Below are 14,914 nucleotides of genomic sequence, written 5' to 3'. Positions count from 1 at the left end.
GGTCAACCGGCCGTCACCGGCGCGGTTCCGACATCGTTCCACAACGGGTCATTGAGCTTTTCGACAAAGGCGGCGTGGCGGGCCAGCTCATCCTCCGACGCCGCATGCGGCCGCGCGGGGCGCGCGGGGCGGGGCGCGAAGGCCGGGCCGCGCGTCGCCATCGTCGCGTTGGGGCGACGCACCTCGGCTTCGTCGTCGGGCAGGAGCAGGCCGATCTGCCGGCCGCCGGTGAGTTCGACATAGACCTGTGCGAGCAATTGCGCATCGAGCAGCGCGCCATGCTTCACGCGGTGGCTGCGATCGATGCCGTAGCGCGTGCACAGCGCGTCGAGGCTGTGCTTGGCGCCGGGGTGGCGCGAACGCGACATGGCGAGCGTATCGATCATGCGCGACTGCGAAATGTGGAGGCGCCCGCAATCGCCCAGCTCGAAATTCATGAAGCCGAAGTCGAAGCTGGCATTGTGCGCGACGAGCGGACTGTCCTCGAGGAAATCGAGCAGATCCTCGACAACATCCCCGAACAGCGGCTTGTCGGCGAGGAAGGCCTCGCTCAGCCCGTGGACGGCTTGCGCCTCGGGCGGCATCGAGCGTTCTGGGTTGAAATAGGCATGGAAGACACGCCCCGTCTCCACCCGGTTGATCAGTTCCACGCAGCCTATTTCGACGAGGCGATGGCCTTCCGAAACGTGGATGCCGGTGGTTTCGGTATCGAAGACGATCTCGCGCATTGGATGCAATATCGGACTCGATTGGCCGCGAGGCAAGTGACGAGCTTACCGACTTGCGCGCGCGTGACGTGGCGCGGTCGCCCGGTTTCGATCACGACGTCGGCGCGGCGGCGTTTTTCGGCGTCGGGCACCTGTTTGGCGAGGATGGCGGCGAGGCGGGCGGCGCTCATCCCTGGCCGGGCGAGGACGCGGCGACGCTGGATCCAGACCGGCGCCGAGGCGACCGCGACGAGATCGACGCGACGCCAGCCACCCTTTTCGAAGAGCAGAGGGATGTCGAGCACCACCATCGGCCGCGACCGGTTGAGGCGCAGGAAGCGACGACGCGAATGCTCGACCGCGGGGTGGACGATATGCTCGAGCCTGCGCAACGCGGCATGATCGTGGAGCACCGCCCGGCCCAGCGCCGCGCGATCGACGCCGTTCGGGCCGGTCGTGCCGGGAAAAGCCGACTCGATATGGGGAATCAGCGCACCGCCCGGCCCCTGCAGCCGATGGACCTCGGCATCGGCATCGAACACCGGGACACCGAACGATCGAAACATGCCGGCCACAGCCGACTTGCCCATGCCGATCGATCCGGTGAGCCCGATGACGATCATCGCATCAGCAGATCGCGCAGTTCTTCGTCATGCTCGCGCGGCGCGGGGAGGCCGAAGAACAGTTCGAAAGCGACAGCGGCCTGGCCGACGAGCATTTCGAGGCCGTCGATCGTCTCCAGCCCGCGCGCCTCGGCTTCGGCGAGCAGCGGCGTGACCAGTGGTGCATAGACAAGGTCGTAGACGAGCGCATCGTCGGGCAGCGGCGACAGATCGATGTCGAGCGGGGGCTGGCCTGCCATGCCGAGCGACGAGGCGTTGACCAGCAGCGCGGCAGGCGGAAGCCGCTCGCCAAGGCCGTGGACCTTGCCCTTGAGCCCGAAGGCGGCGAGCAGCGCCGCGCCTTTGAGCACGTTGCGGTTGAACAGTGCGACCTGGCCGACGCCCGCCCGCGACAGCGCGAACAGCACCGCGCGGGCCGCGCCGCCCGCGCCGACCACCGCGACCGTCTGGCCCGACAGATCGAGATCGGCGATCGGGGCGTAGAATCCCGCCGCATCGCTGTTGGTGCCGATCAGCCCGCCATCGTCGTCGCGGATCACGCAGTTGATCGCGCCGATCGAGTCGCGCACGCCGCCGGGGTCGGCGACGTGATCGAGCGCGGCGATCTTGTGCGGCACGGTGATGTTGCATCCGCGCCAGTCCGGATCGTCGCGGCGCAGATCGAAAAAGGCCGGGAGATTTTCGGCCAGAACGTGCGTCTTGCGATAGTCGGCCTCGATGCCGAGCTTTTCGAGCCAGAAATTGTGGATGAGCGGCGATTTGGAATGGGCGATCGGATCGCCAATGACTTCCGCATAGAGTGTCATGCGAGGATCAGCTTTCGGGTCCGGAGATAGTCGAGAAGCGGCAGCAGGGGCATGCCGAGGATGGTGAAATGGCTACCTTCGATCCGGCTGAAAAGCTGGATCCCCAAGCCTTCGATCCGATAGCAACCGACGCATCCCAATATCGCATCGCCTTCGCGATCGAGATAGTCGGCGAGGAAATCGTCGCCGAGCGCACGCATATGAAGCGTCGCGCGATCGACGGCGCGCCAGATGGGGCGGCCGCCCTCGGCCACCACCACGGCGCTGTGCAGCCGGTGCGGCCGGCCGGCGAGTGTGCGAAGCTGCGCCTCTGCCCGTTCGCGCGTGCCCGGTTTGTCCAGCAGAGCGCCGTCGTCGGCCTGAAGCACCTGATCCGATCCGATCACGAGATCGCCGGGAAAACGCGTCGAGACCTTGATCGCCTTCAGCTCGGCCAGCGCATCGGCAAGGTCGCGCGCGGCGAGATGCGCGAAGGCGGCCTTCGCCGTTTCCTCATCGACCATCGGCGATTCGGCGCGGAAGGGTACGCCCGCATCCTCAAGCATGCGCCGCCGCGTCGCGCTCTGCGAAGCGAGGATGATCGTGCTCAACGCATGCGCTCATTATAGAGGTTGATGATCGCCGCTGCGGTTTCCTCGATCGATCGGCGCGTGACATCGATCACCGGCCAGCCATTGTCGCCGAACATGCGCCGCGCATAGGCAATCTCGCGCGTCACCGAGTCCTGATCGACATAGCTCGTCTCGGGCGCCTGATTGAGCGAGAGCAGGCGGTTGCGGCGGATCGCGACCAGCCGGTCGGGCGACGCCGTGAGCCCCACGACCATCGGATGACGCAGCGTGTAGAGCGACGGCGGCGGCGGGCTTTCGACCACGATCGGGATATTCGCCGCCTTGAAACCGCGATTGGCGAGATAGATGGAGGTCGGCGTCTTCGACGTGCGCGAGATGCCGGCGAGGACGATGTCGGCCTCCTCCCAATCCTCCCAGCCAATGCCGTCGTCATGCGCGATGGTGAACTGGATCGCATCAACGCGCGCGAAATAGGCGGCATCGAGCGTGTGCTGGCGGCCGGGGCGCGCCTTGGCGGTCTGGCCCAGCAGATTGGACAGCGCATCGGTGACGGGATCGAGCGCCGCGACCGCGGGTAGCCCCAGCGCGCGGCACCGGCTCTCGAGCGTGCGGCGAATGTCGCTGTTGACGAGGGTGAAGAGGACGAGGCCGGGATTCTGCGCAATCTCGTCGAGGATACGCTCGAGATTGGCCTCGGATCGCACCATCGGCCAGAAATGCTTGATCGTCTCGACGCCGTCGAACTGGGCGAGCGCCGCCTTGGCGATATTCTCCAGCGTCTCGCCCGTCGAATCGGAAAGGAGATGGACGTGGAGTCGTGTCGTCAAGCCGGAGCATCCCTGTGGAAAAGCCTGTGACCGGGCTAGCGGATCGATGCGGGGAGGAGCAAGTGCGCGATTCAATCCACATTTCGCGCGGCGATCGCACAGGCTTGTTCACAGTCGCACGACTCTATCCACAGATGTGGAGAGTCGGGGAGAAGCGATCCGACTCATCGGCCGTGCGCGGGCCGGGCAGAGTCAATCTGTTGGCAAGATCGGGCGAAGCGCTTAAGCCCCGTGCCCAAGCCACCAATCAACAACTTCATTTATAGATTCATATAAAGGGATGTTTATGGGACTCGCTCCCCCGGCCGAAGCGATCGTCGATCGACCGCTGATCGGCGTGCTTCGCGGCGAGCGCCGGGCGATCCCCCCCGTCTGGCTCATGCGCCAGGCCGGGCGCTATCTGCCCGAATATCGCGCTCTGCGCGCCGGCAAGGGCGGATTTCTCGAACTGGTCAACGACAGCGAGGTCGCAGCCGAAGTGACGCTGCAGCCGATCCGCCGCTTCGGATTCGACGGCGCGATCCTGTTTTCCGACATTCTCGTCATTCCCCATGCGCTGGGTCAGAAATTGACTTTCGAGGCTGGCGAGGGACCACGCCTGACGCCCGCGCTGGTGGACGGCATGCTCCAAGGGTTGGAACGGGCGCCCGAGAAGCTCGACCCGGTCTATGAGACCGTGCGCCGCGTAGCAGCGGCATTGCCTGCCGAGACGACTTTCCTCGGCTTCGCAGGGTCGCCCTGGACGGTTGCGACTTACATGGTCGCGGGCGAGGGATCGAAGGAGCAGGCGGCGGCGCGGCGGCTTGCCTATCGCGATCCCGCGGCCTTCGACGCGCTGATCGGCGCGATCGAGAATGCGAGTTTCGATTATCTGGTGGGGCAGATAGACGCGGGCGTCGACGCCGTCCAGCTTTTCGACAGCTGGGCGGGAAGCCTTTCGCCCGCGCAATTCGAAGCCTGGGTGATCGCGCCGACGGCACGGCTGGTCGCGCGGCTGCGCAAGGCACGGCCGGGCGTACCGGTGATCGGATTTCCCAAGGGCGCCGGCGGCAAGCTGGCCGCCTATGCGCGAGAAACGGAGGTCGATGTGATCGGGCTCGACGAAACGGTCGATCCCGTCTGGGCTAATGCCGTCCTACCCTCAGGGCTGCCGGTGCAGGGCAATCTCGATCCGCTTGCGCTGATCGCCGGCGGCGAGGCGCTGGATCAGGCGATCGATCGCATCCTTGCGGCTTTCGACGCGCGGCCCCATATCTTCAATCTGGGCCACGGGATTCAGCCCGACACGCCGATCGCGCATGTCGAGGCGCTGCTGGCGCGGGTGCGGGGGCAGAGGAAATGAGCGGTCTGGTCGGCTTTCTCGGCAATGCCTATTTGTGGGTGAAGGCCGCGCACGTCATTTTCGTAATTTTCTGGATCGCCGGCCTGTTCATGCTGCCGCGCTTCTATATCTACCATCAGGAAGCGGCGGCAGGATCGGCCGAGGATAAGAAGTGGATCGAGCGCGAGCGAAGGCTGCGCACGATCATCATCTCGCCGTCTATGATCCTCGTCTGGGTGCTGGGGTTGGCGCTGGCATTCAACATCGGCGCGTTCAGCGAAGGCTGGTTTCACGCCAAGCTGCTCGTCGTGCTGCTGCTTTCCGCTTTCCACGGCTGGGTCGTATCCTACGGCAAGGCGCTGGCGCGCGGCGAGCGACGCAAGAGCGGGACGACACTCAGGATCATGAACGAGATTCCCGGCATTGCGACGGCGATCATCGTCATCCTCGTCGTCGTGAGGCCGTTCTGATGTTGATGTCCGTTTTTCTTGCCGCTGCGGCCGCGGCCGTGCCCCAGCCGACAGCCGAACAAGATGTGCGCTGCCTGGTCTTGATGTCTGCAGTGGCCGGCAGCGCGACCGATCCGCAGGCCAAACAGGGCGGCATGTTTGGTACGCTGATCTGGTATGGCCGGCTGAGCGCGCGCCTTTCTGCCGAGGAAATCAACGCGGCAGTGAAGCGCGAGGTGGCTGCCATGAACAAGGAGCTTGCCACCACCGAAGGGCAGCGCTGCAGCCAGGAAATGATCGGCTATGGCAAGGCGATGCAGGGGCTGGGCGAGGAAATGAAGGCTGCGGACCCCGCAAAGCCGGCGAAATAGGCCCGGCTAAACCCAGCGGTAAAATCGGCCGAACCGTGCGGCGCTCGCTTGACTTGATTCGAGCCGCCGCCTAACCGAATCGACCAAGAGCGCGGCAGTCCTGCCCGCGCCGGTCTCCACATACCTCAACGCGAAGAAATATTCTTTCGCGCCTCCACGGAAACCCGAAATGCATTTGAAGGAACTCAAGAAGAAAGCCCCCGCCGAGCTGGTCAGCATGGCCGAAGAGCTGGGTGTCGAGGGCGCTTCGACGCTGCGCAAGCAGGATCTGATGTTCGCCATCCTCAAGACCGAGGCGGAAAGCGGCGCACAGATCACCGGCGAGGGGACGATCGAAGTCCTGCCGGACGGCTTCGGCTTCCTGCGCAGCCCCGAGGCCAATTATCTGGCCGGCCCCGACGATATCTATGTCTCGCCCAACCAGGTCCGCAAATTCGGCCTGCGCACCGGCGACACGGTGGAAGGTGAAATCCGCGCGCCCAAGGATGGCGAGCGCTATTTCGCGCTGACCAAGCTCGTCTCGGTCAATTTCGACGATCCCGACGCCGTGCGTCACCGCGTCAATTTCGACAATCTGACGCCGCTCTATCCCAATGAGAAGCTGACGCTCGACCCCGCCGATCCGACGGTGAAGGACAAGTCAGCGCGCGTGATCGATATCGTCTCGCCGCAGGGCAAGGGCCAGCGCGCGCTGATCGTCGCGCCGCCGCGCGTCGGCAAGACGGTTCTGCTCCAGAACATCGCCAAGGCGATCACCGACAATCACCCCGAGGTCTTCCTGATCGTGCTGCTCATCGACGAGCGGCCCGAGGAAGTCACTGACATGCAGCGTTCGGTGAAGGGCGAAGTGATCAGCTCGACCTTCGACGAGCCTGCGCAGCGCCATGTGCAGGTCGCCGAAATGGTGATCGAGAAGGCCAAGCGTCTCGTCGAGCACAAGAAGGATGTCGTCATCCTGCTCGACTCGATCACCCGCCTCGGCCGCGCCTACAACACCGTCGTTCCGTCGTCGGGCAAGGTGCTGACCGGCGGCGTCGACGCCAACGCGCTGCAGCGCCCGAAACGTTTCTTCGGCGCCGCGCGCAACATCGAGGAAGGCGGTTCGCTGTCGATCATCGCGACCGCGCTGATCGATACCGGCAGCCGCATGGACGAAGTCATCTTCGAAGAGTTCAAGGGTACCGGCAACTCGGAAATCGTCCTCGATCGCAAGGTGGCCGACAAGCGCATCTTCCCGGCGATGGATGTCGGCAAGTCCGGCACGCGCAAGGAAGAGCTGCTGGTCGACAAGGGCAAGCTCAGCAAGATGTGGGTGCTTCGCCGCATCCTCATGCAGATGGGCACCATCGATGCGATGGAGTTCCTGCTCGACAAGATGAAGGACTCGAAGACCAACGAGGATTTCTTCGACTCGATGAATCAGTAAGGCCGGGGAGCGCCTCGCCTCGCGGGGCGTTCGGCCTTAGGATCCACGGGATCGAAGCTGACGGGGAGCTGGCCGCTTGAGCCTGATTGCACTGATCGCGAGCAGCGCGTCTGCTGCGGCCGAGCCGATGTCGCTCGGCTGGCTGTGGTCGCACATCGTATCCGATTTCGCGAATATCGGGACGGCGTCGGCGCTGACCGCCTTCGCCACCGTCGTCCTGCTCGACGTCGCGCTGGCGGGGGACAATGCGATCATCGTCGGCGCGCTGGCGGCGGGGCTGCCGGCCCAGCAGCGCAAGCAGGTCATCGCGATCGGCATCATCGCCGCGCTCGTCCTGCGCATCATCTTCGCGATCGCGATCCTCTACGGCCTCGAACGCTTCAAGCAATATGGACTGGTGCTCGCCGGCGGGCTGCTGCTGCTGTGGGTCGCTTGGAAAATGTATCGCGAGCTTCAGCCCAGGGATGGCGTCGGCGGCTCGCCGGAAGTACATGGCGACGAGGACGCCGGCATAAGGCCTTCGAAAAGCTTCGTCTCGGCGGCATGGGCGGTTGCGGTCGCCGACGTGTCGATGAGCCTCGACAATGTCCTCGCGGTCGCGGGCGCGGCGCGCGAGCATCCCGGCATCATGGTCATCGGCCTGATCCTCTCGGTCGCGCTGATGGGGGTCGCGGCGAACGTGATCGCCAAATATATCGAGCGCTATCGCTGGATCGCGTGGATCGGCCTGATCATCATCCTCTATGTCGCGGGCAAGATGATCTGGGAGGGGATGCACGATGTGCACCCCCTCGCCCAGGCGATTGCTGGCTGATTCGGGCCCGGGATTATCAGCCCAGACTTTTGACGAAGAAGGCTTCGGTCGCGGCATCGGCGCGTTCGGCGGCGGCTTCGACGCGACGCAGGCCCATTTCGGCGGCGAAGCCGTGGTCGAGGCCGGGATAGTCGATCAGCGTGACCTTGGGATGGTCGTCGAGCCCCTCGTGCATCGCCTTCTGCGTCTCGGCCGAGACGAAATGGTCGTTGGTCGGGATGTGGAGCAGAAGCGGGCGGGCGATCGCATGCTTCTCGCCCAGCAGGCCGTCGATCCCCACGCCATAATAGCCGACAGTGGCGTCGATATCGGTGCGTGCGGCCGTCATATAGGCAAGGCGCCCGCCGATGCAGTAGCCGACCGCGCCGACCTTGCCGCCGCCGATCCTGGCGCGCGCCCAGTGGATCGTCGCCTCGATATCCGAAATGCCCTTGTCCTGATCGAACTGGCCGATGAGGCTCAGCGCGCGTTCCATTTCGGCGGGAATATCGGCATCGAGCTCGATCTGCTGTTCGATCCGCCAGAAGAGATCAGGCGCCACCGCGAGATAGCCCTTGGCGGCCCATTCGTCGCACTTCTTGCGGATGCCCGGGTTCACCCCGAAGATTTCCTGGATGACGATGATCGCGGCTTTCGGCGTTCCCGCAGGTTCCGCGACATAGGCGCAGAATTTCTTGTCGTGCGCGAGCGTGTCGATCTGGAGGTAACCGGTCATAGCAGCGAGCCTTTCATACCTTCATGGGTGAGGAGCCAGGATTTGGTGATCGGACCGGCGCCCGCCGAATAGGCGCCGAGGCGTCCGCCGCCGGCAAGGACCCGGTGGCAGGGGACGAGGATGGGGAAGGGATTGCGTGCGCAGGCCTGCCCCACTGCACGTGGGGAGGAGGACGCGAGCGCCGAAAGCTCGCCATAGGTGCGCGTCTCGCCCGGCGGGACTGCGATGATCGCCTCGCGCAGCGCCTGCCCGCGCACGGTCGCGGCGGGTGCGAGGGGCAGATCGAAAGCGAAACGCGATTCGGTGAAATAGGCGCGCAGCTGGCGTGCGGCCTCCCGCACGGCAAGGCCTACGCCTGGTCGCTCCTCGTCGCGTTGGGGGATGATCCGGATCGTGGCAAGCGCATCGTCATCGCCTTCGATCGCCACCATGCCGATGGGCGTTGCGATCAGGGCGAGGGTCGGCGCATAAGCCATGACAATGCATTAAGGGGCAGGGGCGGAGCGCTCAAGCGGGAGGATGTGCGATGAAGATGAATGTCGAGGTGGATTGCACGCCCGAGGAGGCGCGGCGGTTCCTTGGGCTGCCCGACCTGACGGTGGTGCACGATGCCTATACCGCGAAGATGCTCGAGACGATGGAGAAGGGCCCGACCCCCGAACTGCTCGAGACGATGATGAAGAGCTGGGCGCCGATGGGCGAGGCGGGGTTCAAGCTGTGGACGCAGATGTTCGAGCGGATCGGCGGATCGACCAAGAGCTGAGCCGCGCGGGCGGATGAGCGGATCGACGATCTTCGCGCTGTCGAGCGGGGCCGGGCCGAGCGCGATCGGCGTTATCCGCGTGAGTGGCCCGGGTGCGCGCGATGCCGCCATCGCGCTGGCGGGCGATTGTCCGCCGCCCCGCCGCGCGGCCCTGCGGGCGATCGGTGATCCGGCGAGCGGCGTAGAGATCGATCGCGCGCTGCTGATCTACTTTCCCGGGCCGCGATCGGTGACGGGCGAGGATTTGCTCGAGATACACGTCCATGGCGGTCGGGCGGTGGTCGCGGCGGTCGAGCAGACGCTGGCCGCGTTGCCGGGCTTGGTCGCGGCGCGCGCCGGGGAGTTCACGTGGCGTGCATTCGAGAACGGCAAGATGGATTTGCTGGAAGTCGAAGGGCTTGGCGACCTGCTCCAGGCCGAGACCGAGGCGCAGCGACGCCATGCAATGGCAGTGGCGCAGGGCGGTCTGAGCGCGCGGATCAATGAGTGGCAGCAGCGCATATTGGTGATCGGGGCCCTGATCGAATCGCGCCTCGATTTTGCCGATGAGGACGATGTCGCGACGGTCGACATCGATGTCGAGGTGCGAGCGATGATGGCCGCGCTCGAAAGCGAGCTGTCGTTGATGTTGTCGCGCCCGCCGGCGGAGCCGCTGCGGCAGGGCGTGCATGTCGTGATCGGCGGGCCGCCCAATGCCGGCAAGTCGACGTTGCTCAACCGGCTCGTCGAGCGCGAGGCCGCGATCGTCTCGGACATTGCCGGGACGACGCGCGACCTGATCGAGATTCCGGCGATTATCGACGGGATTGCCTATCGCTTCACCGACACGGCGGGGTTGCGTGACGAGAGCGACGATCCGATCGAGCGGATCGGCATCGATCGTGCGACGGCGGCGCTCGTCGGCGCCGACATTGTTTTGTGGCTGGGCGATGATCCGCCGCCGCGCGATGACGAGCATGTGCTCCACATCCGCGCGCGATCCGACTTGCCCGGACGCGGCGTGAAGCCGGGGCATGTCGATCTGGCGCTCTCCGCCGTTACGGGTGAGGGTGTGGCGGAGCTGATCGCGCGAATCGGCGCGATGTCGCGGGCGCTCATGCCGCGGGATGACGAGACCTTGCTCAACCGGCGTCAGCGTGACGCGGTATCGGCGGTCGCCACGCATCTGCGGGCCGCTGACTCAGTTGGCGACGATCTGATTCGAGCGGAGCATATGCGTCTGGCGCGCGCGCGCTTCGATGCGCTTACCGGGCGCGCGGGGACCGAAGACATGCTCGACGCACTGTTCGGGGCCTTCTGCATCGGCAAATAGGCGCGTTCCACGTGGAACATTTTGAAAGCGTCGCCCGAACCATGTAGGAGCGGCGCATGCAGGATTTCGATGTGATCATAGTGGGCGGCGGCCATGCCGGCTGCGAAGCCGCGCATGCGGCGGCGCGCATGGGCGCGCGTGTGGCGCTGGTCAGCTTCGAAATCGACACGATCGGCGCGATGTCATGCAACCCCGCGATCGGCGGCCTCGGGAAGGGCCACCTCGTGCGCGAGGTCGATGCGTTCGACGGGATCATCGCGCGCGCCGCCGATCGGGCTGCGATCCATCACCGGATGCTTAATGCAAGCAAGGGCGCCGCGGTGCAGGGGCCGCGCGTCCAGGCCGATCGCGCGCGTTTCAAGGCAGCGATCCACGATCTACTCGCCGAGCAGCCAGGCTTGACGATCGTCGAGGGTGAGTCCGTCGCGCTGACCATGGAAGGAGGGGCGGTCGCCGGCATCGATCTTGCTGATGGACGGAGCTTCGGCGCGCGCGCGGTCGTGCTTGCGACGGGGACGTTCCTCAACGCGAAGATGTTCTGCGGCGAAGCAGTCGAGACCGGTGGGCGCGTTGGCGAGCGCGCCGCGACCCGGCTGGGCGAACAGATTCGCGCGCTGGGCTTGCCGATCACGCGCCTCAAAACCGGAACGCCCCCACGACTCGATGGTCGCACGATCGACTGGAGTCGTCTGGCGCGACAAGAGTCGGACGGCGACCTGTGGACGATGTCGACGATGAGCGACGGGCGTGCCTTGCCGCAGTTGTTTTGCGCGATCGCGCGGACCAACCAGCGGACGCACGATATCATTCGTACTTCGCTCGATCGATCGCCGCTGTTCGGCGGCGCCATTCAGGGGCAGGGACCGCGCTACTGCCCGTCGATCGAGGACAAGATCCACCGTTTCGGCGATCGCGACGGGCACCAGATTTTCCTCGAGCCGGAGGGGCTGGATAGCCATTTCATCTATCCCAACGGCGTATCGACATCGCTGCCGGCTGATGTTCAGCTAGCGTTTCTGCGCTCGGTCGAAGGTCTGGAGCAGGTCGAGGTCATCCGGCCAGGTTATGCGGTGGAATATGATCATGTCGATCCTCGCGCGCTTAACAAGGGGCTCGGCGCGCGCAGCGTGGACGGGCTGTTCTGCGCGGGCCAGATCAACGGCACCACCGGCTATGAGGAGGCGGCCGCACAGGGACTGGTGGCGGGGCTTAACGCTGCCGCGCACGCGCTTGGCCGCGGCCCCGTGCACTTCGAGCGTTCGAACAGCTATATCGGCGTAATGGTCGACGATCTTACGCTGCAGGGCGTAACCGAGCCCTATCGCATGCTGACGGCGCGGGCTGAATATCGTCTGCGCCTACGTGCCGACAATGCGACCGCGCGGCTGACGGGGGAGGCGATCGCGATCGGCTGCATCGGGGACGCACGGCGGGACTGGTACGAGGCGCGCGAAGCGCGTCTATCTGGGGCCCGCAAAGCGCTCGATCGCCCCGTGCCCGCGAAGCTGGTCGATAGCGAGGGGCAGGGCAATATGGTGCGCAAGCTCGGCGACTGGCTGGCGCAGGGCGTCGGCGCAGACCGGCTCGTTGCGGGGGATCCGCGGCTGACCGCGCTGCCTCGCGAGGAACTGGCCGAGCTGATCGAAGACGCACGCTACGCGCCTTATGTCGCGCGCCAGGCGGCCGAGATCGCAGGGCTGGCGCGATCGGCCAATGTCGGTCTTGCCGAGGTGGATTACCGTCAGATCGCGGGGCTTTCCAATGAGATGATCGAACGCCTTGAGGCCGCGCGACCCGAGACGATCGAGCAGGCCGAGCGGATTCGCGGGATCACCCCGGCCGCGCTTGCCGCTATCCTTGTCCAGACGCGCCGGCGCGCCGCATGACCGAGGAGGAGGCGCGGGACTGGCTGGCGCGGCATGATGTTCCACGTGGAACAATCGATGCGATCGCTGCCTTCGTCGATCTCCTCATCGCCGAAAACGAGCGCCAAAACCTCGTCGCTCGGTCGACGATCGACCACATCTGGGCCCGGCATATCATCGATTCCGCGCAGCTCGTCTATCTGAGCGACCAGCCCGAGAAGCCCTGGCTTGATATCGGATCCGGCCCCGGCTTGCCCGGGATCGTCATCGCCTTGCTCACCGGCGCCGAAACAATGCTGGTCGAACCCCGCAGGCTCCGCGTCGCCTTCCTTGATCGCGCGGTTGCAGCCCTCGGCCTTGAAACGCGGGCTAATGTAATCCTCGGCAAGATCGAAACCGCCATACTTCCTGTCGCGCCAGCCAATATCACCGCACGCGCGTTCGCATCGCTCGACACGATCTTCACAACGACCGTGGAGCGCACGGTGCCCGGAGCAATCTGGGTGCTGCCAAAAGGGAAAAGTGCGACCGACGAACTGGAAAGCGCGCGCCGGACATGGCAAGGTGCGTTCCACGTGGAGCGAAGCGTGAGCGATCCCGATGCGGCGATCGTCGTGGCGCGTGGCGTAGGGCGGCGGAGGAAAGCGCGATGATCTGCATTGCCGTGGCGAACCAGAAGGGTGGGGTCGGCAAGACAACCTCTGCCATCAACCTCGCCACCGCGCTGGCCGCGACCGGCTGGAAAGTGCTGCTCGTCGATCTCGATCCGCAGGGCAACTGCTCCACGGGGCTGGGTATTCCGCCGTCGGACCGCGAGCGGTCGAGTTATGAAGTGGTCACGGGCGATTGCACGATTGCCGAAGCCGCGATCGCCACCAAAGTGCCGCGCCTCGATATCGTGACCGCGACGGTCGACCTTTCGGGTGCCGAGATCGAGTTGATCGAATATCAAGATCGTACGCATCGCCTGGCCGACAAGCTTTCGGCGGCCTCCGCCGGGCGATGGGACATCTGCCTGATCGACTGCCCTCCGTCGTTGGGCGTGCTCACCGTCAACGCAATGGTCGCCGCGCACTCGCTGTTCGTGCCGCTCCAGTGCGAGTTTTTCGCGCTCGAGGGGCTCAGCCAGCTTCTCCAGACGATCGACAGGATCAAATCGCGCTTCAACCCGTCGCTTGCGATGCTCGGCGTCGCGCTCACCATGTATGATCGGCGCAACAACCTGACCGAGCAGGTGGCGCAGGATGTCCGCGCCGTGCTCGGTGGTGTGGTGTTCGATACGGTCATCCCGCGCAATGTGCGTCTGTCGGAAGCGCCGAGCTATGGTCTGCCCGCGCTGATCTACGATCATCGCTGCGCCGGGTCGGAGGCCTATATGGCGCTTGCCCGCGAAGTCATCGGCCGCATCCAGAAAATGAAGAAGGCAGCATGAGCGACACCGGAACCCCGCCTGCCCCATCGAAGAAGCGTCCGAGCGGGTTGGGGCGCGGCCTGTCGTCGCTGCTCGGCGAGATGGCGCGCGAGGAACCGATCGCCTCGGGCGAGGCGCGCTCGGCAGGCGTGCGCACGGTTTCGGTCGCCGCGATCGCGCCGCATCCCGAACAGCCGCGCCGCCATTTCGACGAAGACGCGCTCGACGAACTTGCCAAGTCGATCGCGGCGCGCGGCGTGATCCAGCCGATCGTCGTGCGCCCGTGGAGCGGCGGATTCCAGATCGTCGCGGGCGAACGCCGCTGGCGCGCGGCGCAGCGGGCAGGTTTGCACGAAGTTCCTGTAATCGTTAAAGATTTTGACGAAGCGGAAACGCTGGAAATCGCGCTGGTCGAGAATATCCAGCGTGAGGATCTGAATGCGATCGAAGAGGCGGCGGCCTATCGCAAGCTGATCGACCGGTTCGGCCACAGCCAGGAGGCGCTGGGGCGGCTGGTCCACAAATCGCGCAGCCACATCGCCAATCTGATGCGGCTGCTCGATCTGCCAGCGCCGGTGCAATTGCTGGTCGCCGACGGGCAGATTGACATGGGCCACGCGCGCGCGCTGGTGACTGCGAGCAATCCCGAATCGCTGGCGCGCGAAGTGGTGGCGCGCGGCCTGTCGGTGCGCGAGACCGAGAAGCTCGCGCGCGCCGCGAAGGAACCGGCCAAGGCCCGGCGCCCGCAGCTGGCGGCGGAAGGCGATGCCGATGTCGCCGCGCTCGAGCGGCAGCTCGCCGATCTGCTCGGCCTTAAGGTCAAGATCAGCCATGCGGGGACTTCGGGCACGGTGAGTATCGCCTATGCGACGCTCGATCAGCTCGATCTGATCTGCCAGCGCCTGACCGGCGAGAAGATTTAGAAGCTCGCC

At 65.4% G+C, this 14,914-nt stretch carries 18 protein-coding genes; 11 read left to right on the top strand and 7 right to left on the bottom strand.

Annotation, left to right across the window (positions count from 1 at the left end; genetic code table 11):
- Positions 1 to 2: 2 nt before the first annotated feature.
- Genes dnaQ through AC3WT0_RS06605 form a run of 5 tightly spaced genes read right to left on the bottom strand, consistent with a single transcriptional unit; the run spans position 3 to position 3,535 of the window.
- Positions 3 to 728: a DNA polymerase III subunit epsilon gene (gene dnaQ, locus AC3WT0_RS06625; RefSeq protein WP_492752381.1), complete on the bottom strand. Its 726-nt coding sequence runs from the start codon at positions 726 to 728 to the stop codon at positions 3 to 5.
- Positions 656 to 1,330 (bottom strand): dephospho-CoA kinase, encoded by a 675-nt coding sequence (gene coaE / locus AC3WT0_RS06620; RefSeq protein WP_492752379.1) that lies wholly within the window; start codon positions 1,328 to 1,330, stop codon positions 656 to 658. The genes dnaQ and coaE overlap by 73 nt, the downstream gene beginning before the upstream one ends.
- Positions 1,327 to 2,136: a shikimate dehydrogenase family protein gene (locus AC3WT0_RS06615; protein WP_492752377.1), complete on the bottom strand. Its 810-nt coding sequence runs from the start codon at positions 2,134 to 2,136 to the stop codon at positions 1,327 to 1,329. The genes coaE and AC3WT0_RS06615 overlap by 4 nt, the downstream gene beginning before the upstream one ends.
- A complete protein-coding gene (locus AC3WT0_RS06610; RefSeq protein WP_492752374.1) occupies positions 2,133 to 2,726 on the bottom strand; it encodes a Maf family protein in 594 nt (197 codons plus the stop codon). The genes AC3WT0_RS06615 and AC3WT0_RS06610 overlap by 4 nt, the downstream gene beginning before the upstream one ends.
- Positions 2,723 to 3,535 (bottom strand): pyruvate, water dikinase regulatory protein, encoded by an 813-nt coding sequence (locus AC3WT0_RS06605; protein ID WP_492752371.1) that lies wholly within the window; start codon positions 3,533 to 3,535, stop codon positions 2,723 to 2,725. Before AC3WT0_RS06605 ends, AC3WT0_RS06610 begins: the two co-directional genes overlap by 4 nt.
- A gap of 286 nt (positions 3,536 to 3,821) precedes the next feature.
- Here AC3WT0_RS06605 and hemE point away from each other — a divergent pair, with 286 nt between their 5' ends.
- The 5 genes from hemE (at position 3,822) to AC3WT0_RS06580 (ending at position 7,916) form a co-directional block, all read left to right on the top strand.
- A complete protein-coding gene (gene hemE / locus AC3WT0_RS06600) occupies positions 3,822 to 4,877 on the top strand; it encodes a uroporphyrinogen decarboxylase (RefSeq protein WP_492752368.1) in 1,056 nt (351 codons plus the stop codon).
- The gene (locus AC3WT0_RS06595) at positions 4,874 to 5,326 is read left to right on the top strand and encodes a CopD family protein (RefSeq protein WP_492752366.1); all 453 of its coding nucleotides are present in this window, start codon (positions 4,874 to 4,876) and stop codon (positions 5,324 to 5,326) included. Before hemE ends, AC3WT0_RS06595 begins: the two co-directional genes overlap by 4 nt.
- Positions 5,326 to 5,676 (top strand): hypothetical protein, encoded by a 351-nt coding sequence (locus AC3WT0_RS06590; RefSeq protein ID WP_492752365.1) that lies wholly within the window; start codon positions 5,326 to 5,328, stop codon positions 5,674 to 5,676. Before AC3WT0_RS06595 ends, AC3WT0_RS06590 begins: the two co-directional genes overlap by 1 nt.
- A 169-nt stretch (positions 5,677 to 5,845) precedes the next feature.
- Positions 5,846 to 7,102 (top strand): transcription termination factor Rho, encoded by a 1,257-nt coding sequence (gene rho, locus AC3WT0_RS06585; RefSeq protein ID WP_492752363.1) that lies wholly within the window; start codon positions 5,846 to 5,848, stop codon positions 7,100 to 7,102.
- Positions 7,103 to 7,184: 82 nt separating this feature from the next.
- On the top strand, positions 7,185 to 7,916 hold the full coding sequence (locus AC3WT0_RS06580; RefSeq protein ID WP_492752561.1) for a YjbE family putative metal transport protein: 732 nt from the start codon (positions 7,185 to 7,187) through the stop codon (positions 7,914 to 7,916).
- A gap of 16 nt (positions 7,917 to 7,932) precedes the next feature.
- On the opposite strand, the gene AC3WT0_RS06575 is transcribed toward AC3WT0_RS06580, so the two are convergent.
- Entirely contained in the window at positions 7,933 to 8,631 is a 699-nt protein-coding gene (locus AC3WT0_RS06575; protein WP_492752361.1) for a dienelactone hydrolase family protein, read from the bottom strand.
- Positions 8,628 to 9,107, bottom strand: coding sequence for a methylated-DNA--[protein]-cysteine S-methyltransferase (locus AC3WT0_RS06570; RefSeq protein ID WP_492752360.1), 480 nt, complete (start codon positions 9,105 to 9,107; stop codon positions 8,628 to 8,630). Before AC3WT0_RS06570 ends, AC3WT0_RS06575 begins: the two co-directional genes overlap by 4 nt.
- A gap of 50 nt (positions 9,108 to 9,157) precedes the next feature.
- On the opposite strand from AC3WT0_RS06570, the gene AC3WT0_RS06565 reads away from it, so the two are divergent.
- The 6 genes from AC3WT0_RS06565 to AC3WT0_RS06540 are packed head-to-tail and all read left to right on the top strand — an operon-like array spanning position 9,158 to position 14,905.
- Positions 9,158 to 9,394, top strand: coding sequence for a DUF6489 family protein (locus AC3WT0_RS06565; protein ID WP_492752359.1), 237 nt, complete (start codon positions 9,158 to 9,160; stop codon positions 9,392 to 9,394).
- A gap of 13 nt (positions 9,395 to 9,407) precedes the next feature.
- On the top strand, positions 9,408 to 10,706 hold the full coding sequence (gene mnmE / locus AC3WT0_RS06560) for a tRNA uridine-5-carboxymethylaminomethyl(34) synthesis GTPase MnmE (protein ID WP_492752358.1): 1,299 nt from the start codon (positions 9,408 to 9,410) through the stop codon (positions 10,704 to 10,706).
- 56 nt (positions 10,707 to 10,762) lie between these two features.
- Positions 10,763 to 12,592, top strand: coding sequence for a tRNA uridine-5-carboxymethylaminomethyl(34) synthesis enzyme MnmG (mnmG, locus tag AC3WT0_RS06555; protein WP_492752357.1), 1,830 nt, complete (start codon positions 10,763 to 10,765; stop codon positions 12,590 to 12,592).
- Positions 12,589 to 13,224 (top strand): 16S rRNA (guanine(527)-N(7))-methyltransferase RsmG, encoded by a 636-nt coding sequence (rsmG, locus tag AC3WT0_RS06550; RefSeq protein ID WP_492752356.1) that lies wholly within the window; start codon positions 12,589 to 12,591, stop codon positions 13,222 to 13,224. Before mnmG ends, rsmG begins: the two co-directional genes overlap by 4 nt.
- Positions 13,221 to 14,003, top strand: coding sequence for a ParA family protein (locus AC3WT0_RS06545; protein WP_492752354.1), 783 nt, complete (start codon positions 13,221 to 13,223; stop codon positions 14,001 to 14,003). The genes rsmG and AC3WT0_RS06545 overlap by 4 nt, the downstream gene beginning before the upstream one ends.
- Positions 14,000 to 14,905, top strand: a complete 906-nt coding sequence (locus AC3WT0_RS06540) for a ParB/RepB/Spo0J family partition protein (RefSeq protein WP_492752353.1) — start codon at positions 14,000 to 14,002, stop codon at positions 14,903 to 14,905. Before AC3WT0_RS06545 ends, AC3WT0_RS06540 begins: the two co-directional genes overlap by 4 nt.
- Positions 14,906 to 14,914: the final 9 nt, after the last annotated feature.

This window comes from Sphingomonas sp. EU05-FHT14C10, from assembly GCF_058790595.1.
The sequence above is the reverse complement of the archived record's forward strand: the minus strand, read 5'-3'. Positions and strand labels throughout refer to the sequence as shown.